18 protein-coding genes are annotated in these 19,046 nt (G+C 60.7%); 11 read left to right on the top strand and 7 right to left on the bottom strand.

The window, feature by feature from the left end; all coding sequences use genetic code 11:
• Positions 1–7 precede the first annotated feature (7 nt).
• Entirely contained in the window at positions 8–1,522 is a 1,515-nt protein-coding gene (locus HB676_RS11390; RefSeq protein WP_213737899.1) for an ATP-binding protein, read from the bottom strand.
• A 106-nt stretch (positions 1,523–1,628) separates the two neighbouring features.
• Positions 1,629–2,534 carry a LysR substrate-binding domain-containing protein gene (locus HB676_RS11385; RefSeq protein WP_213737898.1) on the bottom strand — a complete coding sequence of 302 codons (906 nt, stop codon included), beginning with the start codon at positions 2,532–2,534 and terminating at the stop codon, positions 1,629–1,631.
• A 176-nt stretch (positions 2,535–2,710) separates the two neighbouring features.
• Between HB676_RS11385 and HB676_RS11380 the strand changes: the two genes are divergently transcribed.
• The 4 genes from HB676_RS11380 (at position 2,711) to HB676_RS11365 (ending at position 7,686) form a co-directional block, all read left to right on the top strand.
• Complete coding sequence (locus tag HB676_RS11380; RefSeq protein WP_213737897.1) at positions 2,711–3,568, top strand: fumarylacetoacetate hydrolase family protein; 858 nt, start codon at positions 2,711–2,713, stop codon at positions 3,566–3,568.
• An 87-nt stretch (positions 3,569–3,655) separates the two neighbouring features.
• Complete coding sequence (locus HB676_RS11375; protein WP_213737896.1) at positions 3,656–4,615, top strand: VOC family protein; 960 nt, start codon at positions 3,656–3,658, stop codon at positions 4,613–4,615.
• A gap of 17 nt (positions 4,616–4,632) precedes the next feature.
• On the top strand, positions 4,633–6,360 hold the full coding sequence (locus HB676_RS11370; protein ID WP_213737895.1) for an FAD-dependent oxidoreductase: 1,728 nt from the start codon (positions 4,633–4,635) through the stop codon (positions 6,358–6,360).
• 87 nt (positions 6,361–6,447) lie between these two features.
• Entirely contained in the window at positions 6,448–7,686 is a 1,239-nt protein-coding gene (locus tag HB676_RS11365; protein ID WP_213737894.1) for an MFS transporter, read from the top strand.
• 65 nt (positions 7,687–7,751) lie between these two features.
• Here HB676_RS11365 and HB676_RS11360 read toward each other — a convergent pair whose 3' ends face one another.
• Positions 7,752–9,059 (bottom strand): MFS transporter, encoded by a 1,308-nt coding sequence (locus HB676_RS11360; protein ID WP_213737893.1) that lies wholly within the window; start codon positions 9,057–9,059, stop codon positions 7,752–7,754.
• Between the two features lie 76 nt (positions 9,060–9,135).
• On the opposite strand from HB676_RS11360, the gene HB676_RS11355 reads away from it, so the two are divergent.
• Complete coding sequence (locus HB676_RS11355) at positions 9,136–9,681, top strand: MarR family winged helix-turn-helix transcriptional regulator (protein WP_249780194.1); 546 nt, start codon at positions 9,136–9,138, stop codon at positions 9,679–9,681.
• 41 nt (positions 9,682–9,722) lie between these two features.
• Here HB676_RS11355 and HB676_RS33820 read toward each other — a convergent pair whose 3' ends face one another.
• A complete protein-coding gene (locus tag HB676_RS33820) occupies positions 9,723–10,472 on the bottom strand; it encodes a LysR family transcriptional regulator substrate-binding protein (protein WP_346347318.1) in 750 nt (249 codons plus the stop codon).
• 15 nt (positions 10,473–10,487) lie between these two features.
• On the opposite strand from HB676_RS33820, the gene HB676_RS33815 reads away from it, so the two are divergent.
• From HB676_RS33815 to HB676_RS11330, 5 genes are all read left to right on the top strand, one after another.
• The gene (locus tag HB676_RS33815) at positions 10,488–10,628 is read left to right on the top strand and encodes a hypothetical protein (protein ID WP_249780193.1); all 141 of its coding nucleotides are present in this window, start codon (positions 10,488–10,490) and stop codon (positions 10,626–10,628) included.
• A gap of 132 nt (positions 10,629–10,760) precedes the next feature.
• On the top strand, positions 10,761–11,123 hold the full coding sequence (locus HB676_RS11345; RefSeq protein WP_213737891.1) for a DUF485 domain-containing protein: 363 nt from the start codon (positions 10,761–10,763) through the stop codon (positions 11,121–11,123).
• Positions 11,120–12,712, top strand: coding sequence for a cation acetate symporter (locus HB676_RS11340; protein WP_213737890.1), 1,593 nt, complete (start codon positions 11,120–11,122; stop codon positions 12,710–12,712). The genes HB676_RS11345 and HB676_RS11340 overlap by 4 nt, the downstream gene beginning before the upstream one ends.
• Positions 12,713–12,740: 28 nt before the next feature.
• Positions 12,741–13,001, top strand: a complete 261-nt coding sequence (locus tag HB676_RS11335) for a tautomerase family protein (protein WP_213737889.1) — start codon at positions 12,741–12,743, stop codon at positions 12,999–13,001.
• A gap of 45 nt (positions 13,002–13,046) precedes the next feature.
• Positions 13,047–13,271 (top strand): tautomerase family protein, encoded by a 225-nt coding sequence (locus HB676_RS11330; protein WP_213737888.1) that lies wholly within the window; start codon positions 13,047–13,049, stop codon positions 13,269–13,271.
• Between the two features lie 185 nt (positions 13,272–13,456).
• On the opposite strand, the gene leuD is transcribed toward HB676_RS11330, so the two are convergent.
• Both leuD and HB676_RS11320 read right to left on the bottom strand, forming a co-directional pair.
• Positions 13,457–14,062, bottom strand: a complete 606-nt coding sequence (leuD, locus tag HB676_RS11325) for a 3-isopropylmalate dehydratase small subunit (RefSeq protein WP_213737887.1) — start codon at positions 14,060–14,062, stop codon at positions 13,457–13,459.
• Between the two features lie 34 nt (positions 14,063–14,096).
• Positions 14,097–16,226: a hydantoinase/oxoprolinase family protein gene (locus tag HB676_RS11320; protein WP_213737886.1), complete on the bottom strand. Its 2,130-nt coding sequence runs from the start codon at positions 16,224–16,226 to the stop codon at positions 14,097–14,099.
• 316 nt (positions 16,227–16,542) lie between these two features.
• On the opposite strand from HB676_RS11320, the gene HB676_RS11315 reads away from it, so the two are divergent.
• Positions 16,543–17,508 (top strand): tripartite tricarboxylate transporter substrate binding protein, encoded by a 966-nt coding sequence (locus tag HB676_RS11315; RefSeq protein WP_213737885.1) that lies wholly within the window; start codon positions 16,543–16,545, stop codon positions 17,506–17,508.
• A gap of 32 nt (positions 17,509–17,540) precedes the next feature.
• Here the strand turns inward: HB676_RS11315 and HB676_RS11310 are convergent, their stop codons facing one another.
• The gene (locus HB676_RS11310) at positions 17,541–19,043 is read right to left on the bottom strand and encodes an amidohydrolase family protein (protein WP_213737884.1); all 1,503 of its coding nucleotides are present in this window, start codon (positions 19,041–19,043) and stop codon (positions 17,541–17,543) included.
• Positions 19,044–19,046 lie beyond the last annotated feature (3 nt).

The following is a 19,046-nucleotide window of genomic DNA, read 5'->3' as shown; positions in this document are numbered from 1 at the left end:
GAGCTGATTACAGAGCGAGCGACGCAGCCTGCTCCGCGGGTGCTTCCTCGGCATTGGGATCGCCGGGTGCGGTCGCCCAGGCCAGTTCGACGAGAGTAATGATCCGCCGGCCGGCCCCGTCAAACTGGCAGACGATAAGGCCCTGCTCCTCGATGTAGGTCAAAAGACGCCGCGCACGGCGCAGCGAATGCGAGCCATAGGCGCGCGCAATCGCGGCATCGCTGGGGCAGGGCCAGCCTTCCTTGGCGGCACGGGCGACCATCATGAAGACACCCTGCATGTCCTCGGGCAGTATCGAGGCGCGGACCGAGACATCCTGCCACGAATCATCCTTCGCCATATCGGTATCGAGGCCGGCGCGGGCATGCGTCAGCATTCGGCGGAAGTCGCTGAGGTCGGGCACGGCAGCACCGAGCCCCTCGATCCGGCAGCGGACCACAAACTCCTGATAGAGCACGCCGATGACGCGGAATCCCGCGTCGGGCTCGGCCATCACAGCGCGCAGAATACGCTCTACGCGCTCGCGTCGCTCGGCCAGTTGCTCGGGGCTGAGAGGCGGCTCCGCCACTTCGGGCTGAACCTCCAGCGCGCTGGACTTCGCCATCATCAATTGGCTGAGGAGATCGGGAGACGATGGCGGGCGGCGCTGGGTCCGGATATTTTCCGGCGGCGGCGCGGCGAGAATGGTGCCGCGCACGTCCTCCAGCGTTGCATTTGGCAGCGGCATCAGCCGCGGCGTTGCATTGCGCGGCTGGGTATCGGTCGGGCCGATGCGTAGTTCAAGCGGGCGGCGCGACAGCGCCGGACCAAGCGCCATGAATTGCCCCCGTTCCAGATCGCGGAAGGCTTCCGCCTGTCGCCGCTCCATACCGAGCAGGTCGGCGGCGCGCGCCATGTCGATATCCAGAAAGGTGCGGCCCATCAGGAAATTGGAAGCCTCGGCCGCGACGTTCTTGGCGAGCTTGGCCAATCGCTGGGTTGCGATGACCCCTGCAAGCCCGCGTTTGCGGCCCCGGCACATCAGGTTAGTCATGGCGCCGAGAGAGAGTTTACGCGCCTCGTCCGAAACCTCGCCCGCGACGGCCGGCGCAAAGAGCTGCGCTTCGTCGACCACCACCAGCATCGGGTACCAGTGGTCGCGGCCGGTCTCGAACAATCCCCCGAGAAAGGCCGCGGCGCGCCGCATCTGATTCTCGGCGTCGAGTTCCTCGAGATTGAGCACCGTGGAGACGCGGTGGATGCGCGCCCGCTCGCCGGCGGCCTGCAGGCCACGCTCGGTATGATCCTCGGCATTGATCACGAGATGGCCGAAACGGTCGGCGAGCGCGACGAAGTCGCCTTCGGGATCGATGATGGTCTGCTGCACCCAGGGGGCGCTCTGCTCCAACAGCCGCCGTAACAGATGAGATTTGCCGGAGCCTGAATTGCCCTGCACCAGAAGGCGCGTGGCTAGCAGCTCCTCAAGATCCAGAGCCGCCGCGGCACCCGCCGTTGTGTATCCCATCTCGATCGCAACGGTCATGCCTCGACTCAAGTCTCCCAATGGAGAGGACTTACCAATCAACACACAGGGCGTCGAGGGCCGATGGCCAGCAGCCCCCATGTTCCTGTCGGGGGTAAATTGTTCGTCATGGCTGCGGCGGTCGATTGCGCAATAGTTCCACGAAATAATCCGCAGCGGGGGTCAGCGAAAATCCTGTGCGCCGCACCAGTACCATGGGCGGGGCGGGCAGCTTTTCGATCACCGGAATCGCGACGATCGCCTTTTTCACCAGCGAGAATTGGGTGAACTGCATCGGCATCATCGCCAGCACGTCGCTGTGGAGCAGCGCCAGCATCACGCTGAGCGCCGACTGGGTCTGCATCACCAGCCGTGGCGGCGGCAGTTCATGACGGCGGAAAATCGCGCCGAGTTCGTCGTTGGCCTCCTGCGTGATGCTGGTCGTCAGCCAGTCGGCCTTCGAAAGATCGCGCAGCGAGACCGGTTTATTTGACTTCCGGGCCAACGGGTGCCCGGCCCGGCAGACGATCTGCCTGTCATTGTCGAACAGCTTTTCGATCACCAATCCTTCCGGGATATGACCGGACGGACGCGGCCCGATGTAAAAATCGACACTGCCGTCACGCAGCCCGCCAATCAGCGTCGGGAAAAAACCCTCGATGATCCGCAGATGTACCCCCGGATAACGCTTGTTGAAGCGCTGCAGCGAGCGCGGAAGCAGCAGGATGTGTGCTGCGATCGAAAGACCGGCGACCAGCGATCCGCCGACGCCGCCCATGATCTGGTCGACCTCCACGCGCGCGCGTTCGACGTCGCTCAGGATCGCCCTGGCGCGATGCACGAAAACTTCCCCGACTGATGTCAGCACCATGCCCCTGGTGCGCCGCTCGAACAGGGGCGCACCTAACTCATGCTCGAGTTCGCGGACGCTGCGGGTCAGTGCCGGTTGCGCCAGCCGAAGCGCACGCGCCGCGGCGCGCAGGCTGCCATGTTCGGCGATCGCGGCGGCATCGCGGAGTTGGTTCAGCTTCATGGCCCCGAGACTGCCATGATATCATTTCGGTATCAATTGGACGATTTTGATATCTTACCGTGATCTTATGCTTCCCCTAGGTTTGCCGGTAACAGGGGAGCATTTCATGGTGCCTTCCCAAAGCGATTGCACGATTGCTCGGCCCAAACTGAGCGGCGTGCCGGGAGGAACGCATTATGAGATTTGCTTCGTTCGCGGAGAACGGCGTCAACGGACTGGCCGTCCGCACCAAGGCCGGTGGCTGGGCTGGTCTATTGGAGAATGCCGACGGTTTCCCCGGAAGCCTTGAAATCCTGCTGAGCCGTGGCGACAGCCTGAACGATGCCGCGACCATCCTCGCCAGAGGCAAGCCGGTCGATCTCGACCGGGTGACGTTTCTGCCTGTGCTCTCGAACCCCGGAAAAATCATCTGCGTCGGCCTGAACTATGCCGACCATTCCGCCGAGAGCGGGTTCAAGCAGCCGGATTATCCCACGCTGTTTGGACGGTTCAATTCAAGCCTGATTGCGCATGGCGCACCGATTGTCCGACCCAAATTGTCCGAACAGCTCGATTATGAGGGCGAACTGGTCGCGGTGATCGGCAAGGGCGGCCGGAATATTCCGAAGGCGCGGGCACTCGATCACGTCGTTGGTTACTCGATTTTCAACGATGCCTCGATCCGCGATTATCAGTTCAAGTCGCCGCAATGGACCATGGGCAAGAATTTCGACGACACCGGCGCCTTCGGCCCAACGCTCGTGACCTCGGACGAACTGCCGCCGGGCTGTCTCGGTCTGAAACTGGTGACCCGTCTCAACGGTAAGGTTGTCCAGAGCGCGATGATCGATGACATGGTCTTCGATGTCGCAACCCAGATTGCGCTGGTCAGCGAAGCGATCACGCTGTCACAGGGCGATATTTTCGTCACCGGCACGCCGTCCGGCGTCGGCCTCGCGCGCAAGCCGCCGCTCTGGATGAAGCACGGCGACATCTGCGAAGTGGAGATCGACCAGCTCGGCATCCTGCGTAATCCGGTTGTCGATCAAAAGTAAGAAAAACGGCCAGCCCTCGGGATACCCCGAGGGAATTGGATCCGAACGAGAAACGATAAAGCGGGAAACGATAGGGAGGAGGGTGTCATGACCCAGATCAGAAGCCTGATGCACGCATCGCGCCGTCCTGGCGAGCTTGGTGTGCATTCGCTCGATGCGTTCAACCTCATCGTGCCGGATATGAAACAGGCGGAATCCTTCTATTCGCTGTTCGGGCTCGATCTGCAGGCCAGAGGCAACCGCCTCGATGTGCATACGTTCGGCAATCGCCATCGCTGGGGCGCCATCACGGAAGGCGCGAACAAGCGGCTGTCTCATCTGAGTTTCGGTGTCTTCGAAGACGACTTCGCCGCCTTCAGGGAACGTCTGCAAACGCTCGGCGTCAAACAGGTCGACCCGCCGCCTGGATTTGAATCCAATGGCATCTGGTTTCACAATCCGGACGGGCTGTTGATGGAGCTTCGGGTCGCGGAGAAATCCTCGCCCAACGAAAAATCATCGTTCGGCCTGATTTCCTCGCCGCCGGGCACACAGGCTTCCCACAGCCGCAACCAGTCGCCGCGCGTGCAGCCGCGTCGGCTGGCGCACATTCTGGTCTTCACGTCGGATGTTCTGGGATCCATCGCGTTTTATGAGCGCGTGTTGGGATTGCGGCTCTCCGATCGCAGCGGTGACGGCATCGCCTTTATGCATGGCATCCATGGCAGCGATCATCACTTGATCGCGCTGGCCAAGGCGGAAGGTCCGGGCCTGCATCATGTGAGTTGGGATGTCGGTTCGATCCACGAGATCGGCCTCGGCGCGATGCATATGGCGGACAAGGGGTTCAGCGCCGGCTGGGGTCTCGGGCGTCATGTGCTCGGCTCGAACTACTTTCACTATGTGCGCGACCCCTGGGGCAGCTATTCGGAATATTCGGCCGATATCGACTACATCCCGGCCAATTGCGATTGGCAGGCCGAAGACAATCCGCCGCACGATTCCTTCTATGTCTGGGGTCCAACCCCGCCGGAAGACTTCGCGTTCAATTATGAGACGAAGCGCTGAAACCAATGAGTCCCGCCATGCATCACGAGACAACGCAGGTTCTGATCGTCGGCGGCGGCCCCTGCGGCCTGATGCTGGCGAATGAACTCGGACGCCGCGGCATCGCGGCAATTCTCGTCGATCAGAAAACATCGACGGCGTTCAGCCCGCAGGCCAACGCGACGCAGGCGCGGTCGATGGAGCATTTCCGGCGGCTGGGCTTCGCCGACGAAATCCGCGCCATGGGCTTGCCGGACGATTATCCCACCGACATCGCCTATTTTACGCGGTTGACCGCGCATGAATTGGGGCGGGTCAGCCTGCCGTCGGCGCGCGATGCGCAACGGCTGATCAAGACCATGAGCGGTTCCTGGAGTGCAGCGGAACTGCCGCACCGGGTCAGCCAAAAGTTTGTCGAGGCTGTGCTCTTTCGGCATGCCAAGGCCTGTCCCTCGATCGAACTGGCGTTTTCGTCGCGCGTGGTCGCGATCGAGCAGAATGCGGATGGCGTTGTGGCCGAGATCGAATCCGTCGACGGCGGGGCGACGCGACGAATTCAGGCGCAGTATCTGGTCGGCGCCGACGGGCCGCGCAGCCTGGTGCGACGCCATCTGGGGATTGAATATTCCGGCAACAGCGGCGCCGATCGCGATTTCATGGGCGGCCGCATGCTGGCGCTCTATCTGAAATCGGAGACTTTCTATCAGGTCTGCCCGCATGCCCGGTCGTGGATGTACTGCACGTTCAATGCCGAACGACGCGCCTTGTTGATCTCTGTCGACGGCAAAAGCGAGTTCGTCTTTCATACGCAAGTCCGCCCGGACGAAGATCCAAATTCGGTCGATGACGCCAAGGCGCTCGATATGTTCCGGCAGGCGGTGGGCATGACGATACCGGTTGAGATCCTGTCCCGCGATTTCTGGCTCGCCGGGCGCGCGCTGGTGGCGGACAGTTTCCGCTCCGGCCGGATGTTTCTCGGCGGCGACGCGGTGCATCTGTTCACGCCGACCGGCGGCATGGGCTACAACACGGCGATTGAAGACGCGGTCAATCTCGGCTGGAAACTCGCTTCTGTCCTGAAGGGGCAGGCGGACGAGGCGCTGCTGGACAGCTACGAGGCAGAGCGCCGGCCCGTCGCGCTTCGCAACACCGGCTTTGCCAGAACCTTTGCGGATTCCATCGGCCTGTATCGTCCGTCGCCCGCGCTGGAGGCGGAGGGGAGGGCCGGCGAAACGTCGCGCCGGCGCGCAGGCGAATATCTTGCCAACCATGCCCGGGCTGAATTCAACATCCCCGGCTTTACGTTCGGCGCGCGATATGACCGTTCGCCCATCATTGCGAGCGATCCCGCGCCATCGCCGCCGGACACACCCACCGCCTATGTGCCGACCGGAAAACCCGGCGGACGGGCGCCGCATGTCTGGCTCCGCGACGGCCGTTCGCTGTTCGATTGTTTTGGGTTCGAATGGACCTTGCTTTGCCTCGACGGCGATCAGCGTCAAGCCGACGCATTTCTCGCCGCGGCGACTGCGGCAGGGCTGGACCTGAAATTGTTAAGCATCGACGACGAAGAAGCGCGCGACCTCTATGAGAGCGATCTGGTGCTGATCCGCCCCGACCAGATCGTGGCCTGGCGGCATATCGCCGGTTCGATCGTCGATCCCGTCGATGTGCTGGCGTGTGCGATTGGCGGCATGCCGAATAATAGGACCAAAAGCGGCAAGACGGCGAACGACAAGGCTGCACTTCTTTTGCGGAGCGCCTGAAAGCGCGGCTGCGAAATCAATACCAGCCGCGGTTGCGGTGATCGACAAGCCCCGGCCGCAAGAGCTGGGGAAGAACCGGAGGGGAAAATGGACAGCAAGCGTTGGTCAATCGTGGCGGCTTCGTCGTTGGCTCTGGTTGTGAGCCAGGGACCCATCAATGTTTTCGCCACCGGCATATTCATCAAGCCGATCTCCCAGGAACTTGGCTTCGGCCGCGGCGATATCGCGACCGCGATCGGCATATCCAGCGTGATGACGGCGGTCGCATCGCCGTTTTTTGGCCGCCTGATCGATCGCTACGGCGTGCGGACGCCGCTCGCGGTGTCCATCATCCTGTTCGCGCTTGCGACAGCGGCCATGTCACTGCTGCCGGGCTCGGTGTTCGGGCTCTATGCGATGTTCGCCTTGGCGGGTCTGGTTGCGATCGGCCAAACGCCGGGTTCCTATTCGAAGGTCGTGTCGGCCTGGTTCGACCGGCAGCGCGGGTTTGCGCTGGGCATCGTGCTGGCGGGCGTCGGCATGGGAACGATCGTGCTGCCCATGATCTGCAAAACGTTGATCGGATCGTTCGGCTGGCGCGAAGCCTATCTCGGGTTGGCCGGCCTGATCATCCTGCTGGCGTTCCTGCCCGTGCTGCTTTTCATCAGGGAGCCGACGCCGGCGCTCGCCGGCGGGCTGTCGGGCGTCAAGCTTCCCGGCGTTTCGATGTCGGAGGCCGCACGCGACCGGCGCTTCTGGTACATGATCGTTTCCTTCTTCCTGGCGGTGGTCGCGATCAACGGCAGCCTCGTGCATGTCGTTCCGATGCTCACCGACCGCGGAATGTCATTGTCTGACGCCGTCGCGATCATCTCCTCGTCCGGTCTTGCCCTCATCGTCGGCCGGCTGCTCGCGGGATGGATCATCGATCGGGTATTCGCGCCCTATGTAGCGGTGTTCTTCCTCGTCTGTCCGATGGTGGGGCTTCTGATTCTGGCGCTTCAGCCCGCCGCGGTATCGCCTTTGGTTGGCGTTCTCCTGCTCGGTCTTGGCATCGGCGGCGAAACGGATCTGCTGTCCTACATGGTTTCCCGCTATTTCGGATTGGCCAAATTCGGCACGATCTACGGATGGATCTTCACTGCGGCGCTGGCCGGCAATGCGGTGGGGTCATCGATCCTGGGATGGGCGTTCCAACTGACCCATAGTTATTCCGCGACGTTGATCGCCTACAGTTTGCTATTGGCCGTCGCGACCGCGCTGACGCTGGCGCTGGGACCTTACCGCTACCCCCCAGCCGATCGTCACGACATCGCGGGCGAGCTTGAACTGCGAACGGCCAGTTGAGCTTGCTTGCGGCTGCAGCGCGCAGCCGCTCTGGCTGCGCGGTTGAGCTTACCCCAGTCCACCGTCTATGCAGGGCTGGGCGCAGGCAAGACGGTCTTGGCATCGTCCTTCTTTCGGTTACCGTCGATGCCCAAGGACGCAAAGCCGGCGACGATGCAAAGGATGCCGGAAAGTGCAAAGGCCGGAGCGTAGGTGCCGTCGAGCGTGCGGGTGAGCCCCGCTCCATAAGCGGCGATCGACGCACCGATCTGGTGCCCGACGAACATCCAGCCGAATACCAGCGGCGCCATGGCCGGACCAAACCGGTCGGTGGTGAGACGGATGGTGGGCGGCAGCGTCGCAAACCAGTCAAGGCCATAAAACGCCGCGAACATGCTGACCGAGAAAAGGTCCATTCCCAGCGCGAACGGCAAATAAAGCAGGGATAATCCCCGCAGCGAATAATAGATGCAGAGCAGGACGCGGTTGTCATATTTGTCAGACAGCCAGCCGGAGGCGACCGTTCCAAACAAATCAAAAAATCCCATCAAGGCGAGCAGGCCGGCCGCCATAAATTCCGCAATGCCGTGATCGCCGCAGGCCGCGATCAGATGTGTTCCGATCAGGCCGTTGGTGCTGAGACCGCAAACGAAAAAGCCGAAGAACAACAGCCAGAAGTTCTTGGTCCGCACCGCGCTCTTCAATGCGCGGAAGGAAACGATAATCGGATTGTCCGCCGGAGGTTTGGCATAGGCCAGTGCCGTTCCAGCGGGAGATCCGTAAGGCGTGAGGCCAATATCCGACGGACGATTGCGCATCAAAAAGGCAATCAGCGGCGCAAGGCAAAGCAGGGCGCCGGCGACCAGCGTCACCAGCGTCCGCCAGCCATATATTTCGTTGATATGGGCGAAGAGCGGCAGGAACAGCAACTGGCCGGAGGCCGAACTGGCCGTCATCAGTCCGATCACCAGTCCCCTGCGTTGCGCAAACCAAGTGTTGGCGACCGTGGCGCCGAGAACAAGTGCCGTCATTCCGGTGCCGCCGCCGACAACCAGTCCCCAGAGCAGATCGAGCTGCCAGGACTGCGACACGAAAGCGGTCAAGCCCATTCCGATGGCTGTGATGGTGACGGCGAGCGTCATGATCCGGCGCATGCCGAAACGGAGCATCAGGGCGGCGGCGAACGGGGCCATGAGGCCGAACACCGCAAGCCGCAAGGAGAGTGAGGTTGAAATGGTCGCGGCGGACCAGCCGAATTCCTTCTGCAACGAGATCAGCAGAAGGCCCGGCGTCGACATCGCGCCTGCGGTCACAAGGAGAGTGAGGAAGGTGACGCCGACGATGACCCAGGCATAATGCGGGGTCGAACGCGGGCTCAGTTCGGTTGCGGTCATCGGATCGGTCCTGTCATGCGAGGCGTTCCGGCGACGGCACCAGCACGCGATATCTAGGGTCTCAATTTATCAGCATATGCTTGTAATATTCAGAATACAAGCATATGCTGATATTACAAGTTCTGTTCTTCTTTGGAGGCTTCATATGCAAAAAGACGCATCCCCTGATTCAGCAGGCCGCTGTCACTGCACGGCGCTGCGCAAAGCGTCCCGGCGTATCTCGTATCTGTACGATTTGGCCCTGGCCCCGAGCGGGTTGAAGGCGACGCAGCGCGCGATCCTTGCGAAAATTGCCCGCCTGGAGTCGGCAACAGTCGGCACGCTTGCGGAAGCGATGGTGATGGACGCCGGCGGACTTGCGCATACCCTGAAACCGCTCGTTCGCGACGGTCTCGTCTCGACCGGCACCGATCCCGATGACCGGCGCAGCCGTTCGATCAAGCTCACTGCGGCCGGGAAAGCCAAGCTCAAGCAGTCCGAAAAGCTATGGGATACAGCGCAGCAGGTCTTTGAAAAGCAGCTTGGCCGAGAGCAGGTCCAGGCATTGAATCAGGCCATCGGTCTTTTGATTTCGGATGGCTTCGGCGACAAATTTGAAAGCGCTGTCACGGCGGGTGAATGACGCTCTTATACAGGGACGATGTTAACCCGCTATCATCAAAACTATTTCGCGAATTTGACCGCGAACCTGCGTTTCTCGCCTGTGTGAAGGTCGCTTGCCCAGGAGTGGCTGCGTATCGCGGCAATCATGCGCGCGACATGGTCGAGGAGTTCCATGCCGGGGAGCCATTGGAGTGCGATCGTTCGGGTGACGTCAAAATCGCGAATAGGCACGCTGACGACGGCAGGCATATGAAACAAAGCGGGCATCAGGGCAACGCCAAACCCCGCCGCGACGAGCGCCAAGGCACGGTCATCCTGATCCGTTCGATAAACCACCTTTGTCTTGATCGAGCGTTCGATGAGCAAATCGGTCGTCGTTTTGAATGTTTCGCAGCCGGTGCGCAAAATGAAGCGCTCGCCATGCAGATCTTCGAGCTTGATCGATCTTTGATTGGCAAAGGGATGGCCGGCGGGGACCATCAGCATGTAGGGCTCGACAAAGAGCGGAAAAGCATCCTGGACTTGCGAGCCGGCAATACTCGTCAGATTCAAATGCAGTTTCTTTTGTGAAAGGCGCTGCTGGAGTTCCTCGCGGGTTCCCTCGATGAGTTCGACACCGCTGTCCCCACCGGGCCGCGCGAATGCGGCCATGACCGCGGCAACGTGAATGGTAGGAAGGGTGCGAAGCGCGCCGACGCGGATCGTCTCCGGGCCAGTCAGGGTTTTAAGCTCGGATTTTATGTTGGCGCAGGCTGCGAGAACTTCGCGGGCGAAGCGCAGCAGCTTCTCACCAGCCGGCGTCACCGTCACCTGGCCCTGGCGTCGGTGCAGAAGCTGCTGGCCAAGCTCTTCTTCGAGCTTGCTGATCGCGGCCGAGATAGCCGGCTGCGAAACAGCCGCGCGAACAGCAGCCTTGGTAAAGCTGCCGGTATCGGCGACGGCGACAAATTGTCGGATCTGGTATAGCTCCATGGCTATAAATAATAGCGATTGAGATCATAATTACAAACGATTTTATTTATCTGAAATCGCCCTCTATCCTGTTCGGAGCAAAGTGCCGAAGCACATTCATTCGGCCGGCCTTTGATCGGAGGAGACATGGCTTTAGCGGAAGACGTGATCGCGCCAGCGTTTGCGGTTGAGCGGGGTACAAGCCGGGATATTCCATCTGCCGTCGTTCGCATTGAAGAGACACGAAGAAGCATCGTGCGGCCGCTCTTCATTGCCTCCACGGCGTTTTACGTCCTGGGGCTTATTGTTCTTGCGTATTTCCCGGATGTTGCGGGCTTCAAGATCACCGGCTCGATCAATGTGGCTTATGTGCTCGCACTTGCCCAGTTCGTGATGACGTTTGCGGTGGCCTATATCTACTCGCGCCGGGCCAACCGCTTCATCGATCCCCTGGTGGCAGAGACCTTGGCGGCCATCACCAAGGCGCTAGTGCCGGGAGTTGGGCGATGATCGCATCTGCACAGGGGCAATGGCTCACCTCTATCTTCTTTCTGCTTTTTATTGCAGTCAGCCTGGGTCTGACGTTCTGGTCGATCCGGCGATCACGCAGCGCGTCAGGTTTTTACGTGGCCGGGCGCAATCTTTCGGGCTGGCAGAACGGTCTTGCGTTGTCGGGCGACTACATGTCGGCGGCATCGTTCCTCGGCATCGCGGGGCTGGTGTCGCTGTTCGGGTTTGACGGACTGCTTTATTCGTTCGGCTTCATCGTCGGATGGATTCTCATCGTCCTGTTCGTCGCCGAGCCGCTTCGCAATTCCGGCAAATATACGCTTTCGGATGTCATGGCATATCGGTTGCGGCCGCGGCCCGTTCGCGCCGCCGCAGCGTTGTCATCGGTGACGATCAGCCTGTTCCATTTGTTGGGCCAATTGGTCGGCGCCAGCGCCATCGTGTCCTTGCTGCTTCCGATCGATGCTAGCATCGCCATCATCGTGATCGGCTGTCTGATGGTCAGTTACGTGCTGTTTGGCGGTATGGTCGCGACGACCTATGTGCAGATGGTCAAGGCCATCCTGGTCTTTGCCGCAACCTGCTTTCTGACTTTCCTGCTTCTGAGCCGTTTTGACTTCAGCGTCAGTTCGCTCATGTCGGCGGCGGCCTTGGCGAGTGGAAAAGGGGAGGCGTTTCTCGCGCCTGGGCTCTACTTCACCAACAAGCTTGATCTGGTTTCGCTCGGCCTCGGTCTCGTTCTCGGTACCGCAGGTCTGCCGCACATCATGATGCGTTTTTATACGGTGCCAACGGCCAGGGATGCCCGCGCTTCCGCCAATTGGGTCATCGGCGTTGTCGGGATCTACCTCGTCATGACGACGGTGCTCGGATTCGGGGCCGCTGCGGTGGTCGGCCACGACAAGATCACAGCCGCGAGCAAGGCAGGCAACAGCGCGGCGCCATTGTTGGCGCTTTATCTGGGTGGCGGCAGCGGAACGCTCGGCGGTGAAATGCTCGTTGCCTTCATTTCCGCCGTCACGTTTGCAACGATCCTCGCGGTCGTAGCCGGTCTTCTTATCGCGGCGGCCTCGAACATCGCATATGATCTGTATACGCATGTTGTAAAGGCCGGCGTGAGCAACGAAAAAGAGGAAGTGCGCGCGGCGCGGATCGCAACCGTCGCCGTCGGCGTCGTGGCGATCGGTCTGGCGCTCTCCGCCAAAAGCCTCAACGTCGCGTTCCTCGTGGGCCTGGCCTATGCCGTGGCCGCAAGCGCCAACCTGCCGGTGATCCTTTATTCGCTGTACTGGCCTCGCTTCAACACCGTCGGCGCCATCTCCGCGTTGAGTGTCGGACTTGTTTCCTCTGTCGGGCTCGTCCTGGTCGGTCCAGCGGTCATCGGCGCGAAAGGGTTGATGTTTACCGATGTTCAACCGCTCATCAGCCTCACCAACCCCGGCATCATCAGCATTCCGCTTGGCTTTCTGGCGGGATGGCTTGGCACGGTGTTTTCGGCACGGGAGCGGAGCAGCGAAGAGAGTTTCGTCAGCCTGAAAGTGCGCGCGCTGACGGGATATGGTGCGGAAGTCAGCACCAAAGCGCACTGATCGAAACGGGATAAGAGGGATACGACCGATGCCTATCATTACTTGCGACATCCGCAATGGGAGAACGAAAGAACAAAAGCATCAGCTCGCGATGCAACTGACCGAGGCGGTCGTCGAGGCCACAGGATGCGATATCGACCATATCTTCCTGGTCATGCGCGAGATGCCTGGATTCAATTTCGTCGATGCCGGCGAGCATGTTCCGGAGTACGTGCCGGGACCGGACGGCATGGATATGGCAGGCCACGAGCAGATCAAGAGCCGCAAAGAAAAAGCCAGTCATAACTGACCCGCTATCAACCTCACCACGACAGCCAGACAAGGAGAATCCACAATGCCGTTTATCACCTGCGATCTTGAAGAAGGCCTGACCGATACTGAAAAGCGAGCGTTGGTAACCAAGATGACGGAGATCACCCATCGCTGTATCGGATCGGCAATGGAGCACATCAATGTTGTTTTGCGGGAGCATCCGGCGAGCAACATCGGCGAAGCCGGGCAGGCGGGCCGCGCCCTGATCTCAAATCGGAAGAAAACGGCGCGATCGGCGGCGGCCTAGCCGCTGATTTGCCTGAACGTGTTCCGCGGCTGGCCGATGCATACTACCAAGCCCCGCTATTTCTCAGGGTGCATCGTCTCCAATGCCGGCCGTCAAACTAAACGGCTCGCGCTTTCGACGCGAGCCGTCTTTTTGGCTGGATATCCCGCCTTGGCAGGTGCCTCTCGTGCGAGCGTCGCCGTTCGCTATAGCCAGGGACGATCGACGCTCTTGCTCTTCTCGTAGGCCGCGATTTCGTTCTTCTTCAGCAGCGAAAGCTCGATTTCATCGTAGCCGTTCAGCAGGCTCTCGCGCGAGAAGTCCGCGACGTCGAAATGATCGACCTGTCCGTCCGGCCCGGTCACGGTCTTCTCGCGCAGATCGACGGTGATTTCGGCGCCGGGCAGCTCCGTCAGGAACTGGATCAATTCGTGCACACGCTTGGCGCTCAGCCGGATCGGCAACATGCCGTTCTTGAACATGTTGTTGTAGAAGATGTCGGCGAACGACGGCGCGATGACGCAACGGATGCCGAAATCGAGCAACGCCCAGGGCGCGTGCTCGCGGCTCGATCCGCAGCCGAAGTTTTCGCCGGCCACCAGGATCTTGGCGTGGCGGAACGGTCCCTGATTAAGGACGAAGTCTGCCCGCTCTTCGCCATTGTCGTTGTAGCGCCGTTCGGAGAAAAGCGCCTTGCCGAGGCCGGCGCGCTTGATCGTCTTGAGGAATTGCTTGGGAATAATCGCGTCGGTATCGACGTTGGGAATTCCCATCGGGGCCGCCACGGCCTTCAGCCTCTCAAACTTTTCCATCACGATTCTCCCTTCAAATCTTCAATGCCGATCTTTAATGCTCGGCCGCGGTCGGCCGTCCCAAGCCGATCAAAACCACCGGCGTCTGGCGCGGTACCCCCGAAAGCTCGCTGTCCACGATCATGACCGCGTTGGAAAACAGGCTTTCGTCGGTCACGTCGACCAGATGGGTATCATACAGCAAAACGGCGCCAAAAAAGGCATCGATCGGATCTTCGGGGCCGAAAAGATTCATCGACTGAAAGGAATTTTGCCAATTTTCGACGTTTGTCTGATGCACGACCGCATGGCTGCGTTGCAAACGTACGTTTCCGCGCCGGTCGACGATCCGCAGCGAATGCCGGAAATCGGCTTTTGGCCGGTAAACGAACGCGCCGGGGGTCTCGGCGACCAGCTCAACGTCGTCTTCGCCCTGCCGAAACGAACGCGCCGCCACCCGCCGGGCCTGGCGTTCAGTGACCGCCTCGGTGTCGCCGGAACTGCGCAGCGCTGCGGCGCCGGTTGCGATCGCGCGAATCCGGCCGGTTTGCCGGTCGATCTCCACTGATATGTCGACCGTTTTCGGGTCGGCCCCTAACTTGCCGATCGCCTCCAACGCCTCAGTGCGAAGATGCACGATATCGTCGGACGACGGATCGGGATTGGCCCGTTCGACGACCTCGCGAACCATCGCCAGCGCCGCGCCGATCGAAGAAATGATCTCCGCGTCCTTGGCAATTTCGAAACGCAAACTTAAGCCCTCGGCGACCGTGGGCAACAAGGCGCCGATGCCGCCGCCGGTTCCGATCAGAACCTGCTGCTCTTCCTCGAGCTGATAATCCTTGATCAGCGATCGTATCGTCGGCATCACTTTGCCCGCCGCCGAGGCAAGCACCTCTTTGGCCAGCGAGACGACATCCTTTCCCATCTTTGCGGCCAGCGGAGCGAAGGCCGCGCGGGCAGCTTCCGCCGGCGCGTAGCAATGCATCTCCGGACTGGTCAGTCCGGCGGCATTGGCGGCGCAGGTGGTCGTCAACGCAAAGCGGCCGTGTTGCTCGGTCTCGATCGCGACGAAGTCGTCGCCGTCGCCAGGCTTGGGCTCGAAAAAAACCACGCGGGCGTTCTCGAAGACTTCAGCCGGTGCGAAGCAGGCATATCGAAGTCCGGCGATATGCGCGCTTCGCGGCCCCACCTCGCGAACCGAATTATCCGATATCCTGATCAGGCTGCCGCCCGCGACGCCCAGCACGCGCACATCGAGAGAACTGACAAACGTATCGTGGCCGCCGACGTTCGCATAAGTCACGACCGGGCGGCCCGCCTTGACCACGCCGAGGTTGGTCGAGGTGCCGCCGACTTCGAAATAGATTCCATCGGACATGCCGACATGCATCAGCGAGCCGGCCACGCTTGCCGCAGGGCCCGATAGCATCGTCATCGCGGGGCGGTGACGCATTTCGCTGATGCTCATCACGCCGCCGTCGCCGCGCATGATCATCAGCGGCGCATCGATGCCGGCATTCTTCATGCTCGTTTCGGTCAGATTGGCGGTCGCGATCATCCGCGGCAGGATCGACGCATTGATCACCGCTGTGCGCGTTCTTGTCGTCAGTCCATACAGCCGCGTGACCTCGTGCCCGCACGTCGTCGGCAGGTCGAAATCCTCACCGACCTTGCGAACCAGTTCTTCCGTCGATGTATTGTCGACGCCAAAGGCCGCCGACGCCACCAGCACCTGCGCGCCGTCCGCGCGCAGCGCGCGCACGGCGTCCTCGACCGCCTTTCGGTCGAGCCCGTCGCTGAGCAGGAACTGATTGCTGGTTTGCAGGACGCGGCCTGGCGCGAGTTCGATTCCGTCGATGCGCACCTGCACTTCGGCCAGCTTCGCTGCCTTGGCTGAGGAGAGGCCGACAATACCGACCCGGGCGACGTCGCCTTCCAGCAACGCATTGGTCGCCTGGGTCGTGCTGTGAGCGAGCAGGACGACGTCGCGCGCATCGATGCCGGCATCGCTCAAAACCCGCTCGAACACCTGGATGACACCGGCCGCCACGCCGTCCGGATGGTCATGGGTGGTGTGAACGGATGAGCGTCCGGCGACGCTGCCATCCATGTTGTCGATCAAGGCGGCTTTGGTGAAGGTCCCTCCGACGTCGATCCCGATGCGATAGGATTTTGTGCTCAAGGTTTCGTCCAATAATCCATCCGGGCCATCTCACCAATCCGAATAACCGGTTGATCCCGTGTGCATTTGCAAGCGCATTCCATGCGCCGGCGGCTTCTCGTACTAACTGGCGAGGAGTAAGGTCAACCCACAATCGTCGCACATTCCTGTGCTTCTGCCCGGACCTCGTCCGGGCTACTTCCCGTCCAAGCCTCAGCGTTCTTGCTGCACCTCCTTCCTGCCGGCATTCTATCCCGGAGGTACGGTCCTTGCATAATACGCAGCCTTCAGACCCAGTCTTCGCCGGGCCGAAGAGACACAGAGGGTGAGCTTGAGCATGCGTCTTCGGATTTGGTTGGCTTTCGCAGTCTGGATCGCGGCGTTTTCGAATCCGGCGCAAGCCGAGTACCCGGAGAGGGTGATTACCTTGATCGTCGCGGTGCCTCCGGGAGGGGCGGGCGATCTGGTCGCACGGCAGTTTGCGAACAGGCTCTCCGAATTGCTGAATCAAAGTGTCATCATCGAAAATCGGGCAGGTGCAGCCGGCACCATTGCTGCTGCGCTCACAACGCGAGCGGCGCCGGATGGCTATACCCTGCTACTCTCTTCGATCGCGACCCACTGCACCGCGCCGGTCGTCTACAAGAATATAACGTATGATCCATCCAAAGATTTCTCGCACATCGGTTTGATCGCGACGGCACCGGCGATGCTCAGCGTCAATTCTGCCTTGCCGATTCATTCGGTCGCCGATCTCGTCGCCTATGCCCGAAGCAAGCCTGGCGAGTTGAATTTCGGCTCCTCCGGCAATGGCAGCGGACCGCAGCTCTGGGGCGAGATGTTCATGGCCGCATCGGGCGTCAAGCTGACCCACGTTCCCTACAAGGGATCAGCGCCTGCAGTGGTCGATCTGACAGCCGGCAGAATTCAAATGATGTTCGACGCGGCGGCGGCGCAGATCTCGGGCCTGCAAACCGGGCAATTGCGTCCGCTCGCTGTATTGAGCGAGGAACGCTCGATTTTTTTCCCCGACGTCCCGACGATGGTCGAGGCCGGTTATCCCTCCGTCGCAGGCAATTTGTGGTATGGCCTTTCCGGTCCCGCGAAATTGCCACCTGATGTCGTGGCTCGGCTTGAAGGTGCCTTGCAAAAAATTGCGGTGATGCCCGAATTTCAGGAAGCGTTGAAGCAGGTCGGCTTCATCTCCACACCGATGTCCGCGCGAGCATATTCCAGGTTCATTCTGGACGAGAACGACAAGTACCGAAAAATTGCAGGAGCGGCCAACATATCGGTTGAATAACGCAGGGCTGTGGTCGGACTGCGACTCGCCGCTCACGGTCTCCTGAGAGAAAAACGATCGAACTCCAGAGGGTATCGATTTGCTTTTTCATAGGCGTCAAGTATGTCGCCGAGAATTGCGCCGTTCCTGGCTCGCAGGGCGTCCACTTGCTCGGCGAGCTGATCCTTCGCTCGTTCCGCTCTGGCCTTCAGGTCTCGGGATAGCGGAGAGATGATCTTGCCGGAATCAACGACAATTTTTCCTTCGATCATGACTTTCTCGATCGCGCGTCCCGTTTCTCCGTAAACGAGTTGGCGCACGGCACTGTTCAGGGGACGATAATTCGGTTGTCCGAGGTCGATCGTCACAATGTCGGCCCGATAGCCCGGGCGCAGCAGGCCTATCTCGTTCCCGAGCCCGATCGCTTTTGCAGAGCCGACCGTAGCGGCCCGGAATGCTTCTCTGGCTGCACCCGTTGTGCCTGCCCCTGAGTACATGCCCCACATGAGGGCAAAGTTCTTCATGGACTCGAAAAGATTTTGAGCATCGTTTCCGCTGCAATTGTCACATCCCAAACCGATGTTGACGTTGGCGGACGCGTAGTCGAGCAAAGGCGCGAAGCCGTTCAGAAGCTTGAGGTTGCTTGTCGGATTGCAAACAAGGTTCGCGCCATTCTCTCCCAAGCGGGCGATCTCCGAACCGGTTATCCAGACTCCGTGCGCGATCGTCAGTCGCGGGCCCAGCAATCCCGCGCGGTCAAGATGCTCGATCAATGAGCCCTGCGGAAACTTTAGCCGCGCCAGAACAGCCTGCGATCTGGCTTCATAGGTGTGTGTGAACACCTGCAGTCCCTGCTCCGCGGACAAACGTGCAAAGCGCGCCAGGAATTCGCTGGAGCAGCGCTGCGGTGCGGATGGACCGAGGCCCCAGCTTACCAGCGCTGAACGTTTCCGAAGCGCGCTTTCCAGAAACTCAAACTGCGCGTCCGGACTGGATGCGGGCGGAAGACATTGCACGGTCCGCTTGGGGAGCGAATCCCAATACGCCACACAGTCGCACGCGGCGCGGTCCGAAGCCTGCAGCGCGAGCACGGCTCTTATTCCGAGCCGTTCGTAACATTGCATGACCTGATCGACATGGTTCTGATCGTCGCCGACAATCGAAACCATGTCCTGGATCGTCGTGATTCCGTTCAGCAGGCATTCGGACGCCCCCAGCGCGGTCCTGGTTTCGATCATCTCGGACGAGAAATGGGGAAATTGACCGGGGCTGCTGTAGAGCATCCAGGCATCGAGCGGCAGTTGTTCGAACATCCCCCTCAGCATCGTGTCGTGCGAGTGGTAATGTGCGTTGACGAGGCCGGGAATGAGCAATTTTCCCGTCGCATCGATCACTTCGACATTGTCGCGGCGTGCTGCCTCGCTCGCCGCGGCGCCGACTTCCCTGATGCGTCCTTTGTGAATCAGCACATCCTGCTGCGGAGGATTGTCCAGATCGCCGTCGATATCGAGAATCCGCCCGCCCTTGATCAGGGTCGGTCTTGCAATGTCAGGCATTCG

The sequence above is a fragment of the Bradyrhizobium sp. dw_411 genome (assembly GCF_018449695.1).
Lineage (GTDB): Bacteria > Pseudomonadota > Alphaproteobacteria > Rhizobiales > Xanthobacteraceae > Bradyrhizobium.
This window is presented reverse-complemented; position numbering and strand designations above follow the sequence as displayed.